Raw genomic sequence first — 14,158 nt, forward strand, 5'->3', positions numbered from 1 at the left:
CAATCCGCCTCCTTCGCTGCTGTAGCTCAGTTGGTAGAGCAACTGATTCGTAATCAGTAGGTCACCAGTTCGATTCCGGTCAGCAGCACCAGTTCCGCCGAAAAGGCCGCTCCATCAAGGAGCGGCCTTTTTTTGTTTGCTGGGCTGGCTGTGCCTGCAGGATAGAATCGACGGCCGCAGCTCTCTTTGGATCCGCCCGATCGTGCCTTCCACCCTTTCTACAAGCTCTTCTGCCGGGATGGTCTGCTTCCATTGTGGCCAGCCTGTGCTCGCAGGAACAGTGCTGTTTGTTCCAGTGGAGGGAATCCCGAGACAGATGTGCTGCGCCGGCTGCCAGGCGGTGTGCGAGGCGATCGTGACGGGCGGGCTGGCTGATTACTACCAGCATCGCCAGGCTTTTCCTGATCGTGGTGAGGTGGTTTTACCGCCTGCGTTGGCGGAGTTGGGGCTGTTTGACCATCCCGAGTTTCAGCAGGCCTTTGTGCGGCCTCTGGCTGGAGGCGAGCGTGAGGCTGATCTGATTTTGGAGGGTGTCACCTGCGCTGCTTGCGTCTGGCTCAATGAGCGACATTTGGCGACGCTGTCTGGTGTTGTGGCCGTACAGGTGAATTACGCGACGCGGCGTGCGCGCATCCGCTGGCGCGAGGAAGATGTACGACTCTCGCAGATTCTGGCTGCAGTGGCGGAGATTGGCTATCGCGCCCATCCCTATGACCCACAGCGCTCTGAGCTACTGGCTCAGAAGGAGCGGCGTACCGCCCTGTGGCGGCTCTTTGTGGCTGGCTTCGGGATGATGCAGGTGATGATGTATGCCTTTCCTGCCTATATCGCGGCTGAGGGCGATATCAGTGTGGTGGCTGCCGGTTTGATGCGCTGGGCGAGCATGGTGTTGACCTTGCCTGTGGTGCTGTATTCGGCGGCGCCTTTCTTCTCGCGTGCTTGGCGCGACCTTCGTTTGCTCAGACTGGGCATGGATGTGCCGGTAGCGTTGGGAGTGGGGGCGGCTTTTGTGGCGAGTGTGTGGGCCACACTCCGTGGCGCGGGCGAGGTCTATTTCGACTCAGTCACGATGTTTGTGTTCTTTTTACTCGGCGCTCGCTACTTGGAGATGCTGGCCCGGCAGCGAGCCACGCGTGGTGCCGAAACGCTTGGGCGTTTGCTGCCTGTGTTTGCCCGTCGATTGAGCGCTGATGGTGTTGTAGAAGAGCAGGTGCCCGTGTCGAGTCTGGCGGTTGGGGATGTTTTGTTGGTGCGTCCTGGTGAAACCATTGTGGCGGACGGGGTTGTGCGCGCAGGCGTCAGTGAAGTGAATGAGGCTTGGTTGACCGGCGAGAGCCTTCCTGTGGCGAAGCAGGAGGGCTCGCGGGTGCTGGGGGGGAGTCTGAACGGTACGGGGGCGCTTGAAATTGAGGCGCTGCAAGTGGGGGAGGCTACCCGGCTGGCGACGATTCGTCGCTTGATGGAGCGGGCAAGTGCTGAGCGCCCGCGGATCGTGGCGCAGGCTGACAGGGTTTCGCTGGGTTTTACGGTGCTGCTGCTGGTTCTGGCGGCTGGGGTCGGAGCCTATTGGTGGTGGTCTGAGCCTGCTCGTGCGTTGTCGATTTGTGTTGCTGTTCTGGTGGTGAGTTGTCCGTGCGCTTTATCGCTGGCAACACCGGTGGCGCTGACTGTAGCAACTGACGCACTGGCTCGTGCTGGACTGTTGGTGACGCGTGGGCATGCCATTGAGACTTTGGCTCGGGCAAATCATTTCGCGTTCGACAAGACGGGAACGCTAACAACGGGACGGTTGCTGCTGATGGATGTTGCTTGCGTGGAAGGCGAGAGTCGGGAGTCTGTGCTGGCTCTGGCTACGGCGCTGGAACTCCATTCGGAGCATGCCGTGGCGCGTGCGCTGGTTGATGTCGGGCCAAAGGCTGAGGTGCCGATAGCTGATCAGGTTCGCATTCATCCTGGACAAGGGGTGCTTGGACAGGTGGAGGGGGTGCGTCTGGCGTTGGGGCGGGAGGATTTTGTTGCGGAGTTGGCTGCGCAGGCTTTACCCGTCAGTTTTGTGTCGGCACAAGGTGATAGCGTAGTTTTTCTAGCGCGGGAAGGTGCTTGGTTGGCGATGTTCGTTCTGGCGGACAGCGTGCGTGGGGCTGCGTCAGCACTTATCTCAGGTTTGCGCGCAGAAGGCTGTGGAATAAGCATTTTTAGTGGCGATGGCCGTTTGCCGGTACGTGCGTTGGCCGATCGCCTGGGCGTAGAGGATGCGCGTGCCGAGCTTTTGCCTGAAGGCAAGCACGCCCAACTGACTGCCTTGCAAGCACAAGGGAAAATCGTGGCAATGGTGGGAGACGGTATCAACGATGCGCCGGTTTTGGCGCAGGCTCAGGTGTCAATCGCTATGGCAGGTGGGACGGAGCTGGCGCGAAATCAGGCGGATGTAGTTCTGCTGGGAGACGATCTTGAGCGTTTGCTGCTCGGGCGACAGATTGCGCGCAAGACGCAGGCGATTATCCGCGAAAATCTTATCTGGGCTTTTGCCTACAATTTTTTGGCCATTCCGGCCGCTGCGCTGGGTTGGGTTACGCCCTGGATGGCGGGTATTGGCATGGGAGGTAGTTCCTTGCTCGTCGTGCTGAATGCTTTGCGTATCGCGCGGAGAAACTGACGTGGAAAGCAGCCTCTATATATTGATCCCGCTGTCGGTTGTGCTGGTTTTTGTCATTGCCTGGTTGTTCTGGTGGTCAGTGAAGGACGGGCAGTTCGATGACATGGAAGGGCCTGCTTTCAAGCTGATGATGGATGATGATCGTGCGCCGGCGCGCGATGCGGAAAGCGCTCAGGGAGCTGGCGAGAAAAATAGCACTTTGGTGTAGGGCGCTTGATTTCAGTCAAGCCGTGTTTCTCGTACTCCTGCATACTGCATCCCATGCCGACGGGGGCGTCGGCGGCGAAACTTCAGAGCTAAGTTCTGGGGTTTCGTGAAGTCTCTCTGTTGGGGTTGGGGGTGCGCTTGTCGCACCCTTTTTTTCGTCTACAGGTTTTCCTGGGTGCCGAAAAGACCCTTCTGTTGTGCTAGGATTTGCGCCAGCGCAAAAACCCGATTGACGTGCGTCAATCAGGGCTCAAGAGAGCAGGATGAGGCTCTCCTGCTGCTTCAAGTTGTCGTGCATTACCTGAACGCATCTGCTGCAGGTAGCCGATGACATGTGACAGCCTGGCAGGCGCTGGGTTCCTTCTCCAACACGAGGTGGCTTATGCAAACCCAGGCGACTTACGACTATTCGGTCGTACGACAGTTCGCGATAATGACGGTGGTATGGGGTATCGTCGGCATGCTGGTGGGCGTGATCATCGCGGCCCAGCTGGTATGGCCCGAACTCAATGTCCACGAATTCCTTCACTTCGGGCGGCTGCGCCCCCTGCATACGAATGCGGTGATTTTTGCTTTCGGCGGCTGTGCGCTGTTCGCGACTTCCTACTTCGTGGTGCAGCGGACCTGTCACACGAATCTGTTTCTTCCCAAGCTTGCCAGCTTTACCTTCTGGGGCTGGCAGCTGGTGATCCTGCTGGCGGCGATCACGCTGCCGCTGGGCATGACTTCAGGAAAGGAGTACGCCGAGCTTGAATGGCCGATCGATATCCTGATAGCCATCGTATGGGTGTCTTATGCCGTAGTTTTCTTCGGCACTATAGCCAAGCGCAAAACGCCTCATATCTACGTGGCGAACTGGTTCTATGGCGCCTTCATTCTTGCTGTTGCGCTACTTCACATCGTGAATTCGGCGGCTGTTCCAGTATCCCTGTTCAAGTCCTACTCGGCTTATGCTGGAGTTCAGGATGCAATGATTCAGTGGTGGTACGGTCACAATGCGGTGGGCTTTTTCCTGACCGCAGGCTTCCTCGGCATGATGTATTACTTTGTGCCGAAGCAGGCCGGTCGTCCGGTGTATTCCTACCGTCTTTCGGTTGTGCACTTCTGGGCCCTGATCTTCACTTATATGTGGGCAGGCCCTCACCATCTGCATTACACGGCGCTGCCTGATTGGACTCAGTCGGTCGGTATGGTGTTCTCGCTGATTCTGCTGGCTCCCAGCTGGGGCGGCATGATTAACGGGGTGATGACACTCTCTGGCGCATGGGAGAAGTTGCGGGATGATCCTATCCTGAAGTTCCTGATCACTTCTCTTTCGTTCTACGGCATGTCGACCTTCGAGGGGCCGATGATGTCGATCAAGACTGTGAATGCGCTGTCTCACTACACCGACTGGACCATTGGTCACGTGCACTCGGGCGCGCTGGGTTGGGTGGGGATGATCTCGATCGGCTCTATCTATTACCTGTTGCCGCGCCTCTACGGTAAGACCGGGATGTATTCCACCAAGCTGATCACTTGGCATTTCTGGATCGCCACCATCGGCATCGTGCTCTACATCGCTTCGCTGTGGATTGCTGGGGTGATGCAGGGGCTGATGTGGCGTGACACCAATATTGACGGCACCCTGAAATGGGCTTTCGTCGAAAGTGTCAAGGCCAGCTATCCGTACTGGATTATTCGTCTGCTGGGCGGCACGCTGTATCTGGGCGGCATGTTCATCATGTTCTACAACATGGTGCGCACGATCGCTGATGGTCGTGCCGTCGATGCGCCAGTCGTAGCTCCGGCTGCTGCGCACTGAGGGGAGAGCACAGATGAAACTGAATAATGAACTGATCGAAAAGAGTGTTCCTTGGCTGATCGTGCTGACGCTGATGGTGATCAGCGTGGGTGGCCTGGTGGAGATCGTGCCGCTGTTTTTCCAGCATTCCACGACCAAGCCCGTCGAGGGCGTGAAGCCTTACGATCCGGTACGCCTGACCGGGCGTGATATCTATGTTCGCGAAGGCTGCTATCTGTGTCACTCGCAGATGATTCGTCCTTTCCGGGCTGAAACCGAGCGTTATGGCCATTACTCGGTGGCAGGCGAGTTTGTATATGACCATCCCTTCCAGTGGGGGTCCAAGCGTACCGGGCCCGATCTGGCCCGTGTTGGTGGCCGCTATTCGGATGTGTGGCAGCGAGCCCATTTGCTGAATCCGCGCGATGTGGTGCCGGAGTCCAATATGCCGGCTTTCTCGTGGCTGGACCGTCCGCTCAAGGCAGCAGATGTTGCGACCATTGAGACGAAGATGCGCGCCCTGCGTGCGGTTGGTGTGCCGTATACCGATGCGGAAATCGCTGCAGCGCCCAAGGCGCTTGAGGGGGTTTCTGAACTGGATGCGCTGGTGGCCTACCTGCAAGGGCTGGGCACAGCCATTCCGGCAGGCAACAAATAAGGCGGCGTGCCATGGAATTGGATATCAATCTTGTACGTTCGCTGGTGACAGCAGGTGGTTTCTGCTGTTTCGTGGCGATCATCCTGTGGGCTTTCAGTAAGTCCGCCCGAAAGGGGTTCGATGAGGCAGCCATGCTGCCTTTTCAGGATGAGGAAGCTGCGGATGTGCAGTCCGCTTCCCGATCGAAATCAGAGGGGTAAGGCGTCATGAGTGATTTTGTCAGCGATACCTGGCATTACTACGTTGCAGGTTTGGTGATCCTGAGCCTGATGTTTTGTATATGGGTTCTGATCTCCAACATGACCAAGCGGGTCAAGGGGCCGGTTGCGCTTCATGACCACATCTGGGATGAAGACTTGCAGGAGTACAACAATCCGCTGCCGCGCTGGTGGATGTGGTTGTTCTGGCTGACTCTGGCTTTCGGTATTGCCTATTTCACGCTCTATCCGGGCCTGGGCCGCTGGCAGGGTAAGATTGGCTGGAGTGCTGTCGGGCAGTACAAGGCAGAGGTCGCGGCAGAGGACGCTGTGATTAAGCCGATCTACGAGAAGTACATGAAACAGGATTTGCTGGCTGTGGCCGCTGATCCAGAAGCCCAGGTGATGGGGCAGCGCCTGTTTCTGACTTACTGTACGCAGTGCCATGGTTCAGATGCGCGGGGTGCCAAAGGTTTCCCCAATCTGACTGATACGGACTGGCTGTACGGCGGGGAGCCGGCGACGATCAAGACCACCATCACTGGCGGGCGCAATGGCGTCATGCCTCCGTGGGGGGCTGTTCTGGGTGCTGATGGCGTGAAGGATGTGGCGAACTACGTTCGCTCCCTTTCTGGGCTGGCGCATGATTCCTTGCGTGCCCAGCGCGGTAAGGATGCTTTCATGAGTAACTGTGTGGCTTGCCACGGCCCTGAGGGCAAGGGTAATGCCGCGCTTGGCGCACCTAATCTGACTGACCGCGTGTGGTTGTGGGGGTCTTCGGAAGCGACGATTATCGAAACTGTGAGTAAGGGACGCACTAACCAGATGCCGGCCTTCAAGGAGCGACTCGGTGATGAAAAGGTGCATCTGCTGGCCGCTTATGTGTTGAGTCTGTCAAAGAGTCAGGCCAAGTAAGGATTCAGCATGAGCGGGGCGCTTCGGCGCCCCGCTTGCGTTTGGAGCAGGACAATTGTAGTTAAAGCAGGAGAGTAGTGATGGCTGACGTCCGGGAAATCGATAATCAGGATGCAGGGGATTCACTTTATGCCGTGCGCCAGAAGGTGTATCCGCGGGCGGTGACAGGGGCATTCGCGACGGCACGCTGGGCGATGGTGTGGATTACCCAGCTAGTGTTCTACGGGTTGTGCTGGCTGCCCTGGAATGATCGCCAAGCTGTGCTGTTCCATCTCGGAGAGCGCAAGTTCTACATCTTCGGCTGGGTGTTCTGGCCGCAGGATGTGTTTTATCTCTCCATTCTGCTGATCATATCTGCCTACTCCCTATTTCTGTTTACGGCGGTAGCAGGGCGTTTGTGGTGTGGCTTTGCCTGCCCGCAGACGGTTTACACCGAAATATTCCTGTGGATCGAGAAGTTTTTCGAGGGTGATCGGGCCAAGCGCATGAAGCTGGATGCGCAGGAGGCCAGTGTTGGCAAGCTGTGGCGCAAGAGCGCCAAGTACGTGGCCTGGATAGCCCTTTCGCTATGGACCGGGATTACCTTCGTGGGCTACTTCACGCCGATCCGCGAAATTCTGCATGGCCTGAGCAGTCTCGCGCTGGGGGGCTGGGAGTGGTTCTGGATTTTTTTCTACGGAGGTTTTACCTACCTGATGGCGGGCGTAATGCGCGAGCAGGTGTGCAAGTTCATGTGTCCATATGCACGCTTTCAAGGGGTTATGTTCGATCCGGATACACTGGTAATTACCTACGACGAGGAGCGCGGTGAGCCTCGAGGTTCGCGTCGCAAGGGAAGCGATCCCCGTTCCCAAGGCTTGGGCGATTGTGTGGACTGCGGCATTTGCGTGCAGGTGTGTCCCACGGGAATCGATATACGCAAGGGGTTGCAGTATGAATGCATCGGCTGCGCAGCCTGTATCGATGCTTGTGATCAGGTGATGGATAAGGTGGGATCGCCGCGTGGGCTGATTCGCTATTCCACCGAAAATGCCATTAAGCAGCATTGGGGGGCGCGTGACATCCTGCGTCATGTGCTGCGGCCGCGTATCCTGATTTACAGCGTTGTCCTGTGCATCATCTGTGTGGCCTTCGTGTGGGCATTGGCAACCCGTACGCCGCTGCGTTTGGATGTAATCAAGGATCGATCGGTCATTTCCCGAGAGGCTGAAGGCGGAATGATCGAGAACGTTTACGTGTTGAACCTGATGAACATGGCGGAGTCTGACCGGAGTGTCCAGCTGGCGGTTTCAGGTCTGCCCGGTGTGAGCCTGGATGGTGTGGATGCTGCGATCGTGATTCCCCCCGCTCGCAATCAATCTTTGCCGGTGCGTGTGCGGGTGCCCATGGACGAGTTGGAAAAAGGCTCGCACCGGATCTGGTTTGAACTGAGAGCTGTGGATGACCCATCACTGCTGATCAGGGAAAAAGCTGTTTTCATCGTACGTTGAGGTGCATGCATGAACAATCCTGCCATGAGTCTTGAGCCCCGTCCCTGGTATCGACAGTTGTGGCCTTGGCTGATCATCAGTATGCCGCTGACGGCTGTGCTAGCCGGTGCTGCCACTTGGTATCTGGCTTGGCATTCGAATGATGGTCTGGTGGCTGATGATTATTACAAGCAGGGCATGGAGATCAATCGCTCGTTGGCGAGTCAGGAAACTGCGCGCCAATTGGGCCTGAGCGGAACGCTCCGGCAGCGAGGTCGGGAGGTTGCCTTGCATCTGGAGGCTGAGCGGGAGATTACTTTTCCGCAGCGTTTGAATTTGCATGTTGTCAGCCCCGTCAAGGCGGGTCTGGATCAGGATATTGAGTTGCGGCTGGAAGGTGGAGAGTATCGAGGAGTGCTTGAAGGCCTGTCAGCCGGTCACTGGAAACTCATTCTTGAAGATCAGGGAGGAACCTGGAAGCTGATCGCAAGCGGCGTTTTTCCTCTGGATTCAGTGCTGGATTTCAAGCCCTGAGCGTCTGTTGAAGCGCTTACGAATGTCCGAGAGGAGGGGCTTCTGATGAGCGAATGGATGAAGAGTCGTTTGATTGTGATTTTGTGGCCATCGTTCCTGATGGCGGGTATTGCTGAAGTTGTGTTTTTCACCTTTATCGATCCCCAGCAGCTCTATCTGCTGGGGAGACCGGTTAATTTTTCCCTGACAGCAACTTACTCGATCGGTTTTATCGCGTTCTGGTTGCTGTGTGCGGCCAGTTCTGCGGCGACCCTGTTCTTCATGCGCAGTAGCGCGGAGATCAATCCTCAGCCGGATTGATCTTCGCGCGAGTCACTCTACTTGCTTTCAGCGGTAGACCAGTACCGGAATCTGGCTATGGGTAACAACCTTATGGGTTTCCGAGCCGATCAGCAGGCCGGCCAATCCGCGGCGTCCGTGTGAAGCCATGAAGATCAGATCGCAGCCTTCAGTTTCAGCGGTGCTGATGATCTCCTCATACGGAATATCGCTCACCGACGTGCGCGAGACGGCAGCAACATTGGCTTTCGCAGCGATCTCCTCAGCTTGGCCAAGAATGCGTTTGGCCTGCTCCTGGGTACTCTGGGCGAATTCTTCACGGCTCTCTGGAACCAGCATGGCCCCTTCTCCCGCAAGTGGCAGCGGAAACTCTGGCTGGATGTAAAGAAACGTGACTCGCGCATTTAGGCTTTTTGCCAGTGTCACGGCACTTTGAACGGCTCGGTTGGATAGCTCGGAGCCGTCGCTTGGAACGAGCAAGTGCTTGTACATACGAACCTCCTGTCATGAAAATCGGAGCTGCGGTTCCGTGATGGATGGCAGCTTCTACTAAATCTTCCGGCCTGTCCGGGTATCTCTGGCTGTAGGGCAGAGATACCTCGGCTATGTTCAGGGTGGTGGGTTGCCAAGTGCACGTGTGGCGGGCTTTCACCATGATTCGATCAGCCGCAGCCTTGATTCATTTTAGGCTCTTCACGCAGGAGGCAAGCCATGAATTCAGCGTGCCGGAATCTGAATGGGCCCGGCCCATCCTATAGCGATTGGCGGGACAAGATCACTGCGACGATCGATCCGTTAGGGGTGGTTGTACCGCTCATGCACGCCCAGCTTGCATGGGTGTTGCATCCGGAAGAGTTGCTTGAACAGATGCTGTGTTTTTCCAATGATCTGCTGACCGTCGGCAATCATGCGTATCGCCGGGCAATTGGGTTCCCGAGTGAAGATCCGGTGATGCCACAACCGGACGACATCCGCTTCGCTGATCCCGTATGGACCGAGCATGCCAGCTGGGATATTGCCAAGGAATGGTACTTGCTGGTTACCCGGCGTATCCAGGATATGCTTTATGAGACTCCCGGGCTGTCCGACAACGAACGTCGCAGAGCAGCGTTCTGGTGGCGGAAATATCTCAATGCGGTGGCTCCGACTAATTTTTTCTGGAGCAACCCAGTAGCTCAGCGCCTGGCCGCAGAAAGCAATGGCGAGAGTTTGCGTCGGGGGATGGAGAATTTTCTGGCGGATCTGGCTGCTGGTGATATCCGCATGACGAATCCGGACGACTTCAAGGTGGGCGAGAATCTTGCGACTACGGCGGGGGTAGTCGTTGCGCGTAACCGCATGCTGGAAGTCATCCGCTATGTTCCAACCCAGCCACAAGTGCATGCGCGGCCGATGGTTATCGTTACGCCCTGGATCAACAAATTCTATGTACTGGATCTGATTCCGAAGAAAAGCATGGTGCGCTATTTGCTTGATCAGGGCATCGATGTTTACATCACCAGCTGGAAGAATCCGGATTTGTCGATGCATGATGTAGGTTTCGACCACTACATCACCGAAGGCATTGATTTCATTGTCGATACCGCGCGCGAGTTGTCGAACGCCGACAAGGTGAATGCTTCTGGTTACTGCATTGGCGGCACGGCCTTGTCGATCTACATGGCTTGGGCCACGCGCCAGTATCCTGCCGAAAAACATCCGGTCGTCAGCTGGACACTTTTCACCACGCTGACCGATTTCTCTGCCCCAGGGGATATCGAAGTCTTCATCGACGAAGGGAGTGTGCGCTTCCTTACTGATGCGATGCGTCGCAAGGGAGTACTGGAAGGCAAGGAAATGGCTTCAGCTTTCCGCTTGCTGCGCTCCAATAGCCTGATCTGGCATTACTACGTGCACGGTTATTTGTATGGAGAGAAGCCACCTGCTTTTGATGTGCTGTATTGGAACATGGATACCACGCGTATGCCGGCCACCATGCATGCCTGGTATCTCAATGAGCTATATCTGCATAATCGTTTGATCGAGCGTGATGCCTTGACGGTGGGTGGGCAGCTTATCGATCTGGAGCGCATCGAACAGCCCCTGTATTCCGTGGGGGCTGAGGATGATCACATCGCCCCCTGGAAACAGACTTTTCGGATCATGAATTTTGTGCGCGGGCCAAAGCGCTATGTGCTTTCCAGTTCCGGGCACATTCTTGGGATCGTCAATCCAGTGATTACGCCGCCGAAGCGCCGCTTCCGGGCTGATCATGTCCACCGTACCGATTCACCGGAAAAGTGGTTGGCCCGCGCAGAGTGGCAGTCTGGGTCATGGTGGGAGGATTGGGCGGCTTGGCTGGCGCCACACTCCGGAGTCTTGCGTCCGGCTCCGCAGGCCGTGAGTCTTGCACCCAAAAGCCTTGGGGCTGCTCCTGGCCGGTACGTGCTGGAAACCTGAGACGCCAGCGCCTTTGGCAGGCACTGAGAACTCAGCGGTCAGCTCGGAGCGTGGTTCAGGAGTGCCTTGAGGCCATCCGCATTGAGGATGCGGATATGTTTCTGTTGAACACCGATCAGGCCTTCGTCGTGGAACTTTGAGAAGGCACGGCTCACGGTTTCCAGCTTGAGGCCAAGATAGGAGCCGATTTCTTCGCGAGTCATGCGCAGGTGGAATTCCGAGGCGGAATAGCCACGCACACGCATGCGCTGAGAAAGGTTCAGCAGAAAAGCGGCAATACGTTCTTCAGCGCGCATCGACCCCAGCAGGATCATCAGGCTTTGGTCACGTACGATCTCGCGGCTCATGAACTTGTGGAACTGCTGCTGCAACGATTTGATGTCGCGCGTCAGGTCTTCCAGCTGATCGTAGGGCATCACGCAGACTTCACTGTCTTCCAGTGCAGTTGCATTGCAGACGTGATGGTCATTGCTGATCCCATCCATGCCCAAGATCTCGCCGGCCATCTGAAAACCGGTTACTTGTTCGAGACCTTCCTCGGTGAGGATGTCGGTCTTGAAAAATCCGGTACGGATGGCGTACATCGCCTCAAAGGCATCACCGGCACGGTAGAGCTGCTGGCCGCGCTTGAGCTTGCGCTTCACGACCAGTTCGTCGAGCTTGTGCAGATCCGCGTCATCCAGACCGACGGCAAGGCACAACTCGCGCAGGTTGCATTGACTGCAGGCGATGCGCATAGCAGGGGGCAGGGGCTTGGTTACTTTTTGATCCACCCTTGAAGTGTACCCTGCGAATTGATCAGCATCAACGTTTTTGGGGTATAAGTCTGCGATCTTGGCTGATTAACTCAAAAGAAATCGAATCGTGCTCCAGACGATCCAGTTCGACCCCGACATGATCCGCCGGTTTGACGTGCCGGGCCCGCGCTATACCTCATACCCTACGGCAGACCGCTTTCTGGCCGAATTTACGCCGGAAAGCCAGGTTGGGCACCTTGCGCGCCTCTCAACGCCGCAGGGTACTCGCCCGTTGTCGCTGTATTTCCACATCCCCTTCTGTAACACCATCTGCTACTACTGTGCCTGTAACAAGGTGATCACCAAGGATCACTCACGTTCGGCGAAGTACATTGACTATCTTGAACGCGAGATGGCCATGCAGGCAGCCTTGCTGCCGGCTCCTCGGCCGGTGGCCCAGATGCACTGGGGCGGTGGTACTCCTACGTTCCTGCAGCCGGAGGAGATCCTTCGTCTGATGAGCGCGATCCGGCAGCATTTCACGCTGCAGGCAGAAGGGGAGTTCTCCATTGAGGTTGATCCGCGCAAGGTGAGCGCCGAGACCGTGGCCTTGCTCGCGCGTGAAGGCTTTAACCGCATGAGTGTGGGGGTTCAGGACTTCGATCCGAAGGTGCAAGCGGCCGTAAATCGTCGCCAGAGCGTCGAGGAAACCCGGTTGGTGATCGATGCTGCGCGTGCGGAGGGTTTTCGTTCGATCAGTGTGGATCTGATTTATGGTTTGCCACACCAGAGTGTGGAGGGCTTCGGCCGTACCCTGGATACGGTTCTGGCGATGCAGCCGGATCGGCTGGCGCTCTATAACTATGCCCATCTGCCGAGTCGCTTCATGCCGCAGCGAAGGATCAACGAGACGGACCTGCCTGCACCGGACGCCAAGCTGCAGATCCTTGCCCTTGCCATCGAGCGCCTTGGGGCTGCAGGGTATGTATTCATCGGTATGGACCACTTTGCACGGCCAGATGACGAGCTGGCGGTGGCTCAGCGTGAGGGGCGCCTGCAGCGCAACTTTCAGGGGTACTCGACGCATGCCGAATGCGATCTGCTGGCCTTCGGGGTGTCCGCTATTGGCAAGGCGGGCGGGGCTTTCTGCCAGAACCAGCGCGAGCTTGATCCCTACTACGCAGCCCTTGATCGCGGCGAATTGCCCGTGATGCGTGGCTGGGCTTTGAGTGCGGATGACGAGCTGCGCAATGCGGTCATCCAGACCTTGATGTGCGACTTTTCGCTGTCCTTTGAGCTTATGTCCAGCCGGTTCGGGGTTTGCTTTGAGGAGTATTTCGCGGCAGAGCTGAACGACTTGCGTGAACTTGGTGCTGCTGGTTTGCTTAGTATTGATGCGCATGGCGTACAGGTCAGCGCGGCTGGGCGCATGCTGGTACGAATCATCGCCATGGTTTTTGACGCCTACTTGCGTAGCGACCGTGAGAAGCGGCGCTATTCCCGCGTGATCTGATGGTAGGAAGCGCCCTGGCTGACTGGGGCGTATCCCTCGAAGGGCTTGGTGTGTCTGATTTTTCCGCCAGCGGTTTTCTCTCCGTTTTTCTGATTGGCCTGCTGGGTGGAGCTCACTGCATCGGCATGTGTGGTGGCATCGTCAGCGCGCTTTCATCGCCGGTTCCGGGTGCTGCTCCGGTGTGGTCGCGTCAGCTAGCCTATAACTTCGGCCGCATTGCAAGCTATACCCTGATCGGCGGGCTGGTCGGCGCGATCGGTTCGGCGAGCATGCTCTTCAATCGCTTCCTGCCGCTGCAGCTGATGCTCTTCGTTCTGGCCAATCTGATGCTGATCGGCATGGGGCTTTACCTGATGGGCTTCACCCGCGTACTGGCTGGCGTGGAGCGTGGCGGGCAGCTTCTGTGGCGGCGTATCCAGCCGCTGAGCAAGCGTTTCCTGCCGGTGCGAAGCTGGCGCCAGGCCCTGCCAGTAGGCTTCCTGTGGGGATTCCTGCCTTGTGGTTTGACCTACAGCGTACTGTCGCTAGCGCTGGTGAATGGCTCGGCTGTGCGGGGGGCCGGGTTGATGCTGGCTTTCGGGGCAGGCACCCTGCCGAACCTGCTCTTCGCTGGCATTCTCCTCGCACGTTACAGAAATCTGGTGCGCAGCCGTTCTTTCAGATTAGTGGCTGGTCTTGTGGTGCTGTTTTTCGGCATATATGGCCTGATCCGTGCGCCTGAACTCGGTGGGTTGTTGTGGGCTGGTGTGATCTGCGAGGTGTGAGTTTTTG

At 57.1% G+C, this 14,158-nt stretch carries 14 protein-coding genes and 1 tRNA gene; 13 read left to right on the forward strand and 2 right to left on the reverse strand.

What is annotated here, in order from left to right:
- The first annotated feature begins 15 nt into the window (after positions 1 to 15).
- The 10 genes from C0V76_RS10000 (at position 16) to C0V76_RS10045 (ending at position 8,719) form a co-directional block, all read left to right on the forward strand.
- Positions 16 to 91 (forward strand) — tRNA-Thr (locus tag C0V76_RS10000).
- A gap of 147 nt (positions 92 to 238) precedes the next feature.
- A complete protein-coding gene (locus C0V76_RS10005) occupies positions 239 to 2,656 on the forward strand; it encodes a heavy metal translocating P-type ATPase (RefSeq protein ID WP_101942746.1) in 2,418 nt (805 codons plus the stop codon).
- Position 2,657: 1 nt separating this feature from the next.
- The gene (gene ccoS / locus C0V76_RS10010; RefSeq protein ID WP_254048218.1) at positions 2,658 to 2,864 is read left to right on the forward strand and encodes a cbb3-type cytochrome oxidase assembly protein CcoS; all 207 of its coding nucleotides are present in this window, start codon (positions 2,658 to 2,660) and stop codon (positions 2,862 to 2,864) included.
- Positions 2,865 to 3,245: 381 nt separating this feature from the next.
- Positions 3,246 to 4,667, forward strand: a complete 1,422-nt coding sequence (gene ccoN / locus C0V76_RS10015) for a cytochrome-c oxidase, cbb3-type subunit I (protein ID WP_101942275.1) — start codon at positions 3,246 to 3,248, stop codon at positions 4,665 to 4,667.
- A 19-nt stretch (positions 4,668 to 4,686) separates the two neighbouring features.
- Positions 4,687 to 5,304: a cytochrome-c oxidase, cbb3-type subunit II gene (gene ccoO, locus C0V76_RS10020; RefSeq protein WP_368506641.1), complete on the forward strand. Its 618-nt coding sequence runs from the start codon at positions 4,687 to 4,689 to the stop codon at positions 5,302 to 5,304.
- Between the two features lie 11 nt (positions 5,305 to 5,315).
- A complete protein-coding gene (locus C0V76_RS10025; protein WP_371460109.1) occupies positions 5,316 to 5,504 on the forward strand; it encodes a cbb3-type cytochrome oxidase subunit 3 in 189 nt (62 codons plus the stop codon).
- A gap of 6 nt (positions 5,505 to 5,510) precedes the next feature.
- The gene (ccoP, locus tag C0V76_RS10030; RefSeq protein ID WP_101942277.1) at positions 5,511 to 6,416 is read left to right on the forward strand and encodes a cytochrome-c oxidase, cbb3-type subunit III; all 906 of its coding nucleotides are present in this window, start codon (positions 5,511 to 5,513) and stop codon (positions 6,414 to 6,416) included.
- Positions 6,417 to 6,496: 80 nt separating this feature from the next.
- Positions 6,497 to 7,906, forward strand: a complete 1,410-nt coding sequence (gene ccoG / locus C0V76_RS10035) for a cytochrome c oxidase accessory protein CcoG (RefSeq protein WP_101942278.1) — start codon at positions 6,497 to 6,499, stop codon at positions 7,904 to 7,906.
- A gap of 9 nt (positions 7,907 to 7,915) precedes the next feature.
- Positions 7,916 to 8,419, forward strand: a complete 504-nt coding sequence (locus C0V76_RS10040; protein WP_101942279.1) for a FixH family protein — start codon at positions 7,916 to 7,918, stop codon at positions 8,417 to 8,419.
- Between the two features lie 45 nt (positions 8,420 to 8,464).
- Positions 8,465 to 8,719 (forward strand): hypothetical protein, encoded by a 255-nt coding sequence (locus C0V76_RS10045; protein ID WP_254048219.1) that lies wholly within the window; start codon positions 8,465 to 8,467, stop codon positions 8,717 to 8,719.
- A 27-nt stretch (positions 8,720 to 8,746) separates the two neighbouring features.
- Here C0V76_RS10045 and C0V76_RS10050 read toward each other — a convergent pair whose 3' ends face one another.
- The gene (locus C0V76_RS10050; protein WP_101942280.1) at positions 8,747 to 9,190 is read right to left on the reverse strand and encodes a universal stress protein; all 444 of its coding nucleotides are present in this window, start codon (positions 9,188 to 9,190) and stop codon (positions 8,747 to 8,749) included.
- 219 nt (positions 9,191 to 9,409) lie between these two features.
- On the opposite strand from C0V76_RS10050, the gene C0V76_RS10055 reads away from it, so the two are divergent.
- On the forward strand, positions 9,410 to 11,137 hold the full coding sequence (locus C0V76_RS10055) for an alpha/beta hydrolase (protein WP_101942281.1): 1,728 nt from the start codon (positions 9,410 to 9,412) through the stop codon (positions 11,135 to 11,137).
- A gap of 38 nt (positions 11,138 to 11,175) precedes the next feature.
- On the opposite strand, the gene fnr is transcribed toward C0V76_RS10055, so the two are convergent.
- Entirely contained in the window at positions 11,176 to 11,874 is a 699-nt protein-coding gene (fnr, locus tag C0V76_RS10060) for a fumarate/nitrate reduction transcriptional regulator Fnr (protein ID WP_101942282.1), read from the reverse strand.
- A 127-nt stretch (positions 11,875 to 12,001) separates the two neighbouring features.
- Here fnr and hemN point away from each other — a divergent pair, with 127 nt between their 5' ends.
- The gene (gene hemN, locus C0V76_RS10065) at positions 12,002 to 13,387 is read left to right on the forward strand and encodes an oxygen-independent coproporphyrinogen III oxidase (protein ID WP_101942283.1); all 1,386 of its coding nucleotides are present in this window, start codon (positions 12,002 to 12,004) and stop codon (positions 13,385 to 13,387) included.
- Positions 13,387 to 14,151, forward strand: a complete 765-nt coding sequence (locus tag C0V76_RS10070) for a sulfite exporter TauE/SafE family protein (RefSeq protein WP_101942284.1) — start codon at positions 13,387 to 13,389, stop codon at positions 14,149 to 14,151. Before hemN ends, C0V76_RS10070 begins: the two co-directional genes overlap by 1 nt.
- Positions 14,152 to 14,158: the final 7 nt, after the last annotated feature.

Source organism: Uliginosibacterium sp. TH139 (genome assembly GCF_002855595.1).
Classification (GTDB): Bacteria; Pseudomonadota; Gammaproteobacteria; order Burkholderiales; family Rhodocyclaceae; genus Uliginosibacterium; species Uliginosibacterium aquaticum.

Bases quoted from the DNA above. Each gene is read 5' to 3' on its own strand.
- C0V76_RS10005 (WP_101942746.1), top strand. From the start codon at position 239: ATGGTCTGCTTCCATTGTGGCCAGCCTGTGCTCGCAGGAACAGTGCTG.
- ccoN (WP_101942275.1), top strand. From the start codon at position 3,246: ATGCAAACCCAGGCGACTTACGACTATTCGGTCGTACGACAGTTCGCG.
- C0V76_RS10025 (WP_371460109.1), top strand. From the start codon at position 5,316: ATGGAATTGGATATCAATCTTGTACGTTCGCTGGTGACAGCAGGTGGT.
- ccoP (WP_101942277.1), top strand. From the start codon at position 5,511: ATGAGTGATTTTGTCAGCGATACCTGGCATTACTACGTTGCAGGTTTG.
- ccoG (WP_101942278.1), top strand. From the start codon at position 6,497: ATGGCTGACGTCCGGGAAATCGATAATCAGGATGCAGGGGATTCACTT.
- C0V76_RS10040 (WP_101942279.1), top strand. From the start codon at position 7,916: ATGAACAATCCTGCCATGAGTCTTGAGCCCCGTCCCTGGTATCGACAG.
- C0V76_RS10045 (WP_254048219.1), top strand. From the start codon at position 8,465: ATGAGCGAATGGATGAAGAGTCGTTTGATTGTGATTTTGTGGCCATCG.
- C0V76_RS10050 (WP_101942280.1), bottom strand. From the start codon at position 9,190: ATGTACAAGCACTTGCTCGTTCCAAGCGACGGCTCCGAGCTATCCAAC.
- C0V76_RS10055 (WP_101942281.1), top strand. From the start codon at position 9,410: ATGAATTCAGCGTGCCGGAATCTGAATGGGCCCGGCCCATCCTATAGC.
- fnr (WP_101942282.1), bottom strand. From the start codon at position 11,874: ATGCGCATCGCCTGCAGTCAATGCAACCTGCGCGAGTTGTGCCTTGCC.
- C0V76_RS10070 (WP_101942284.1), top strand. From the start codon at position 13,387: ATGGTAGGAAGCGCCCTGGCTGACTGGGGCGTATCCCTCGAAGGGCTT.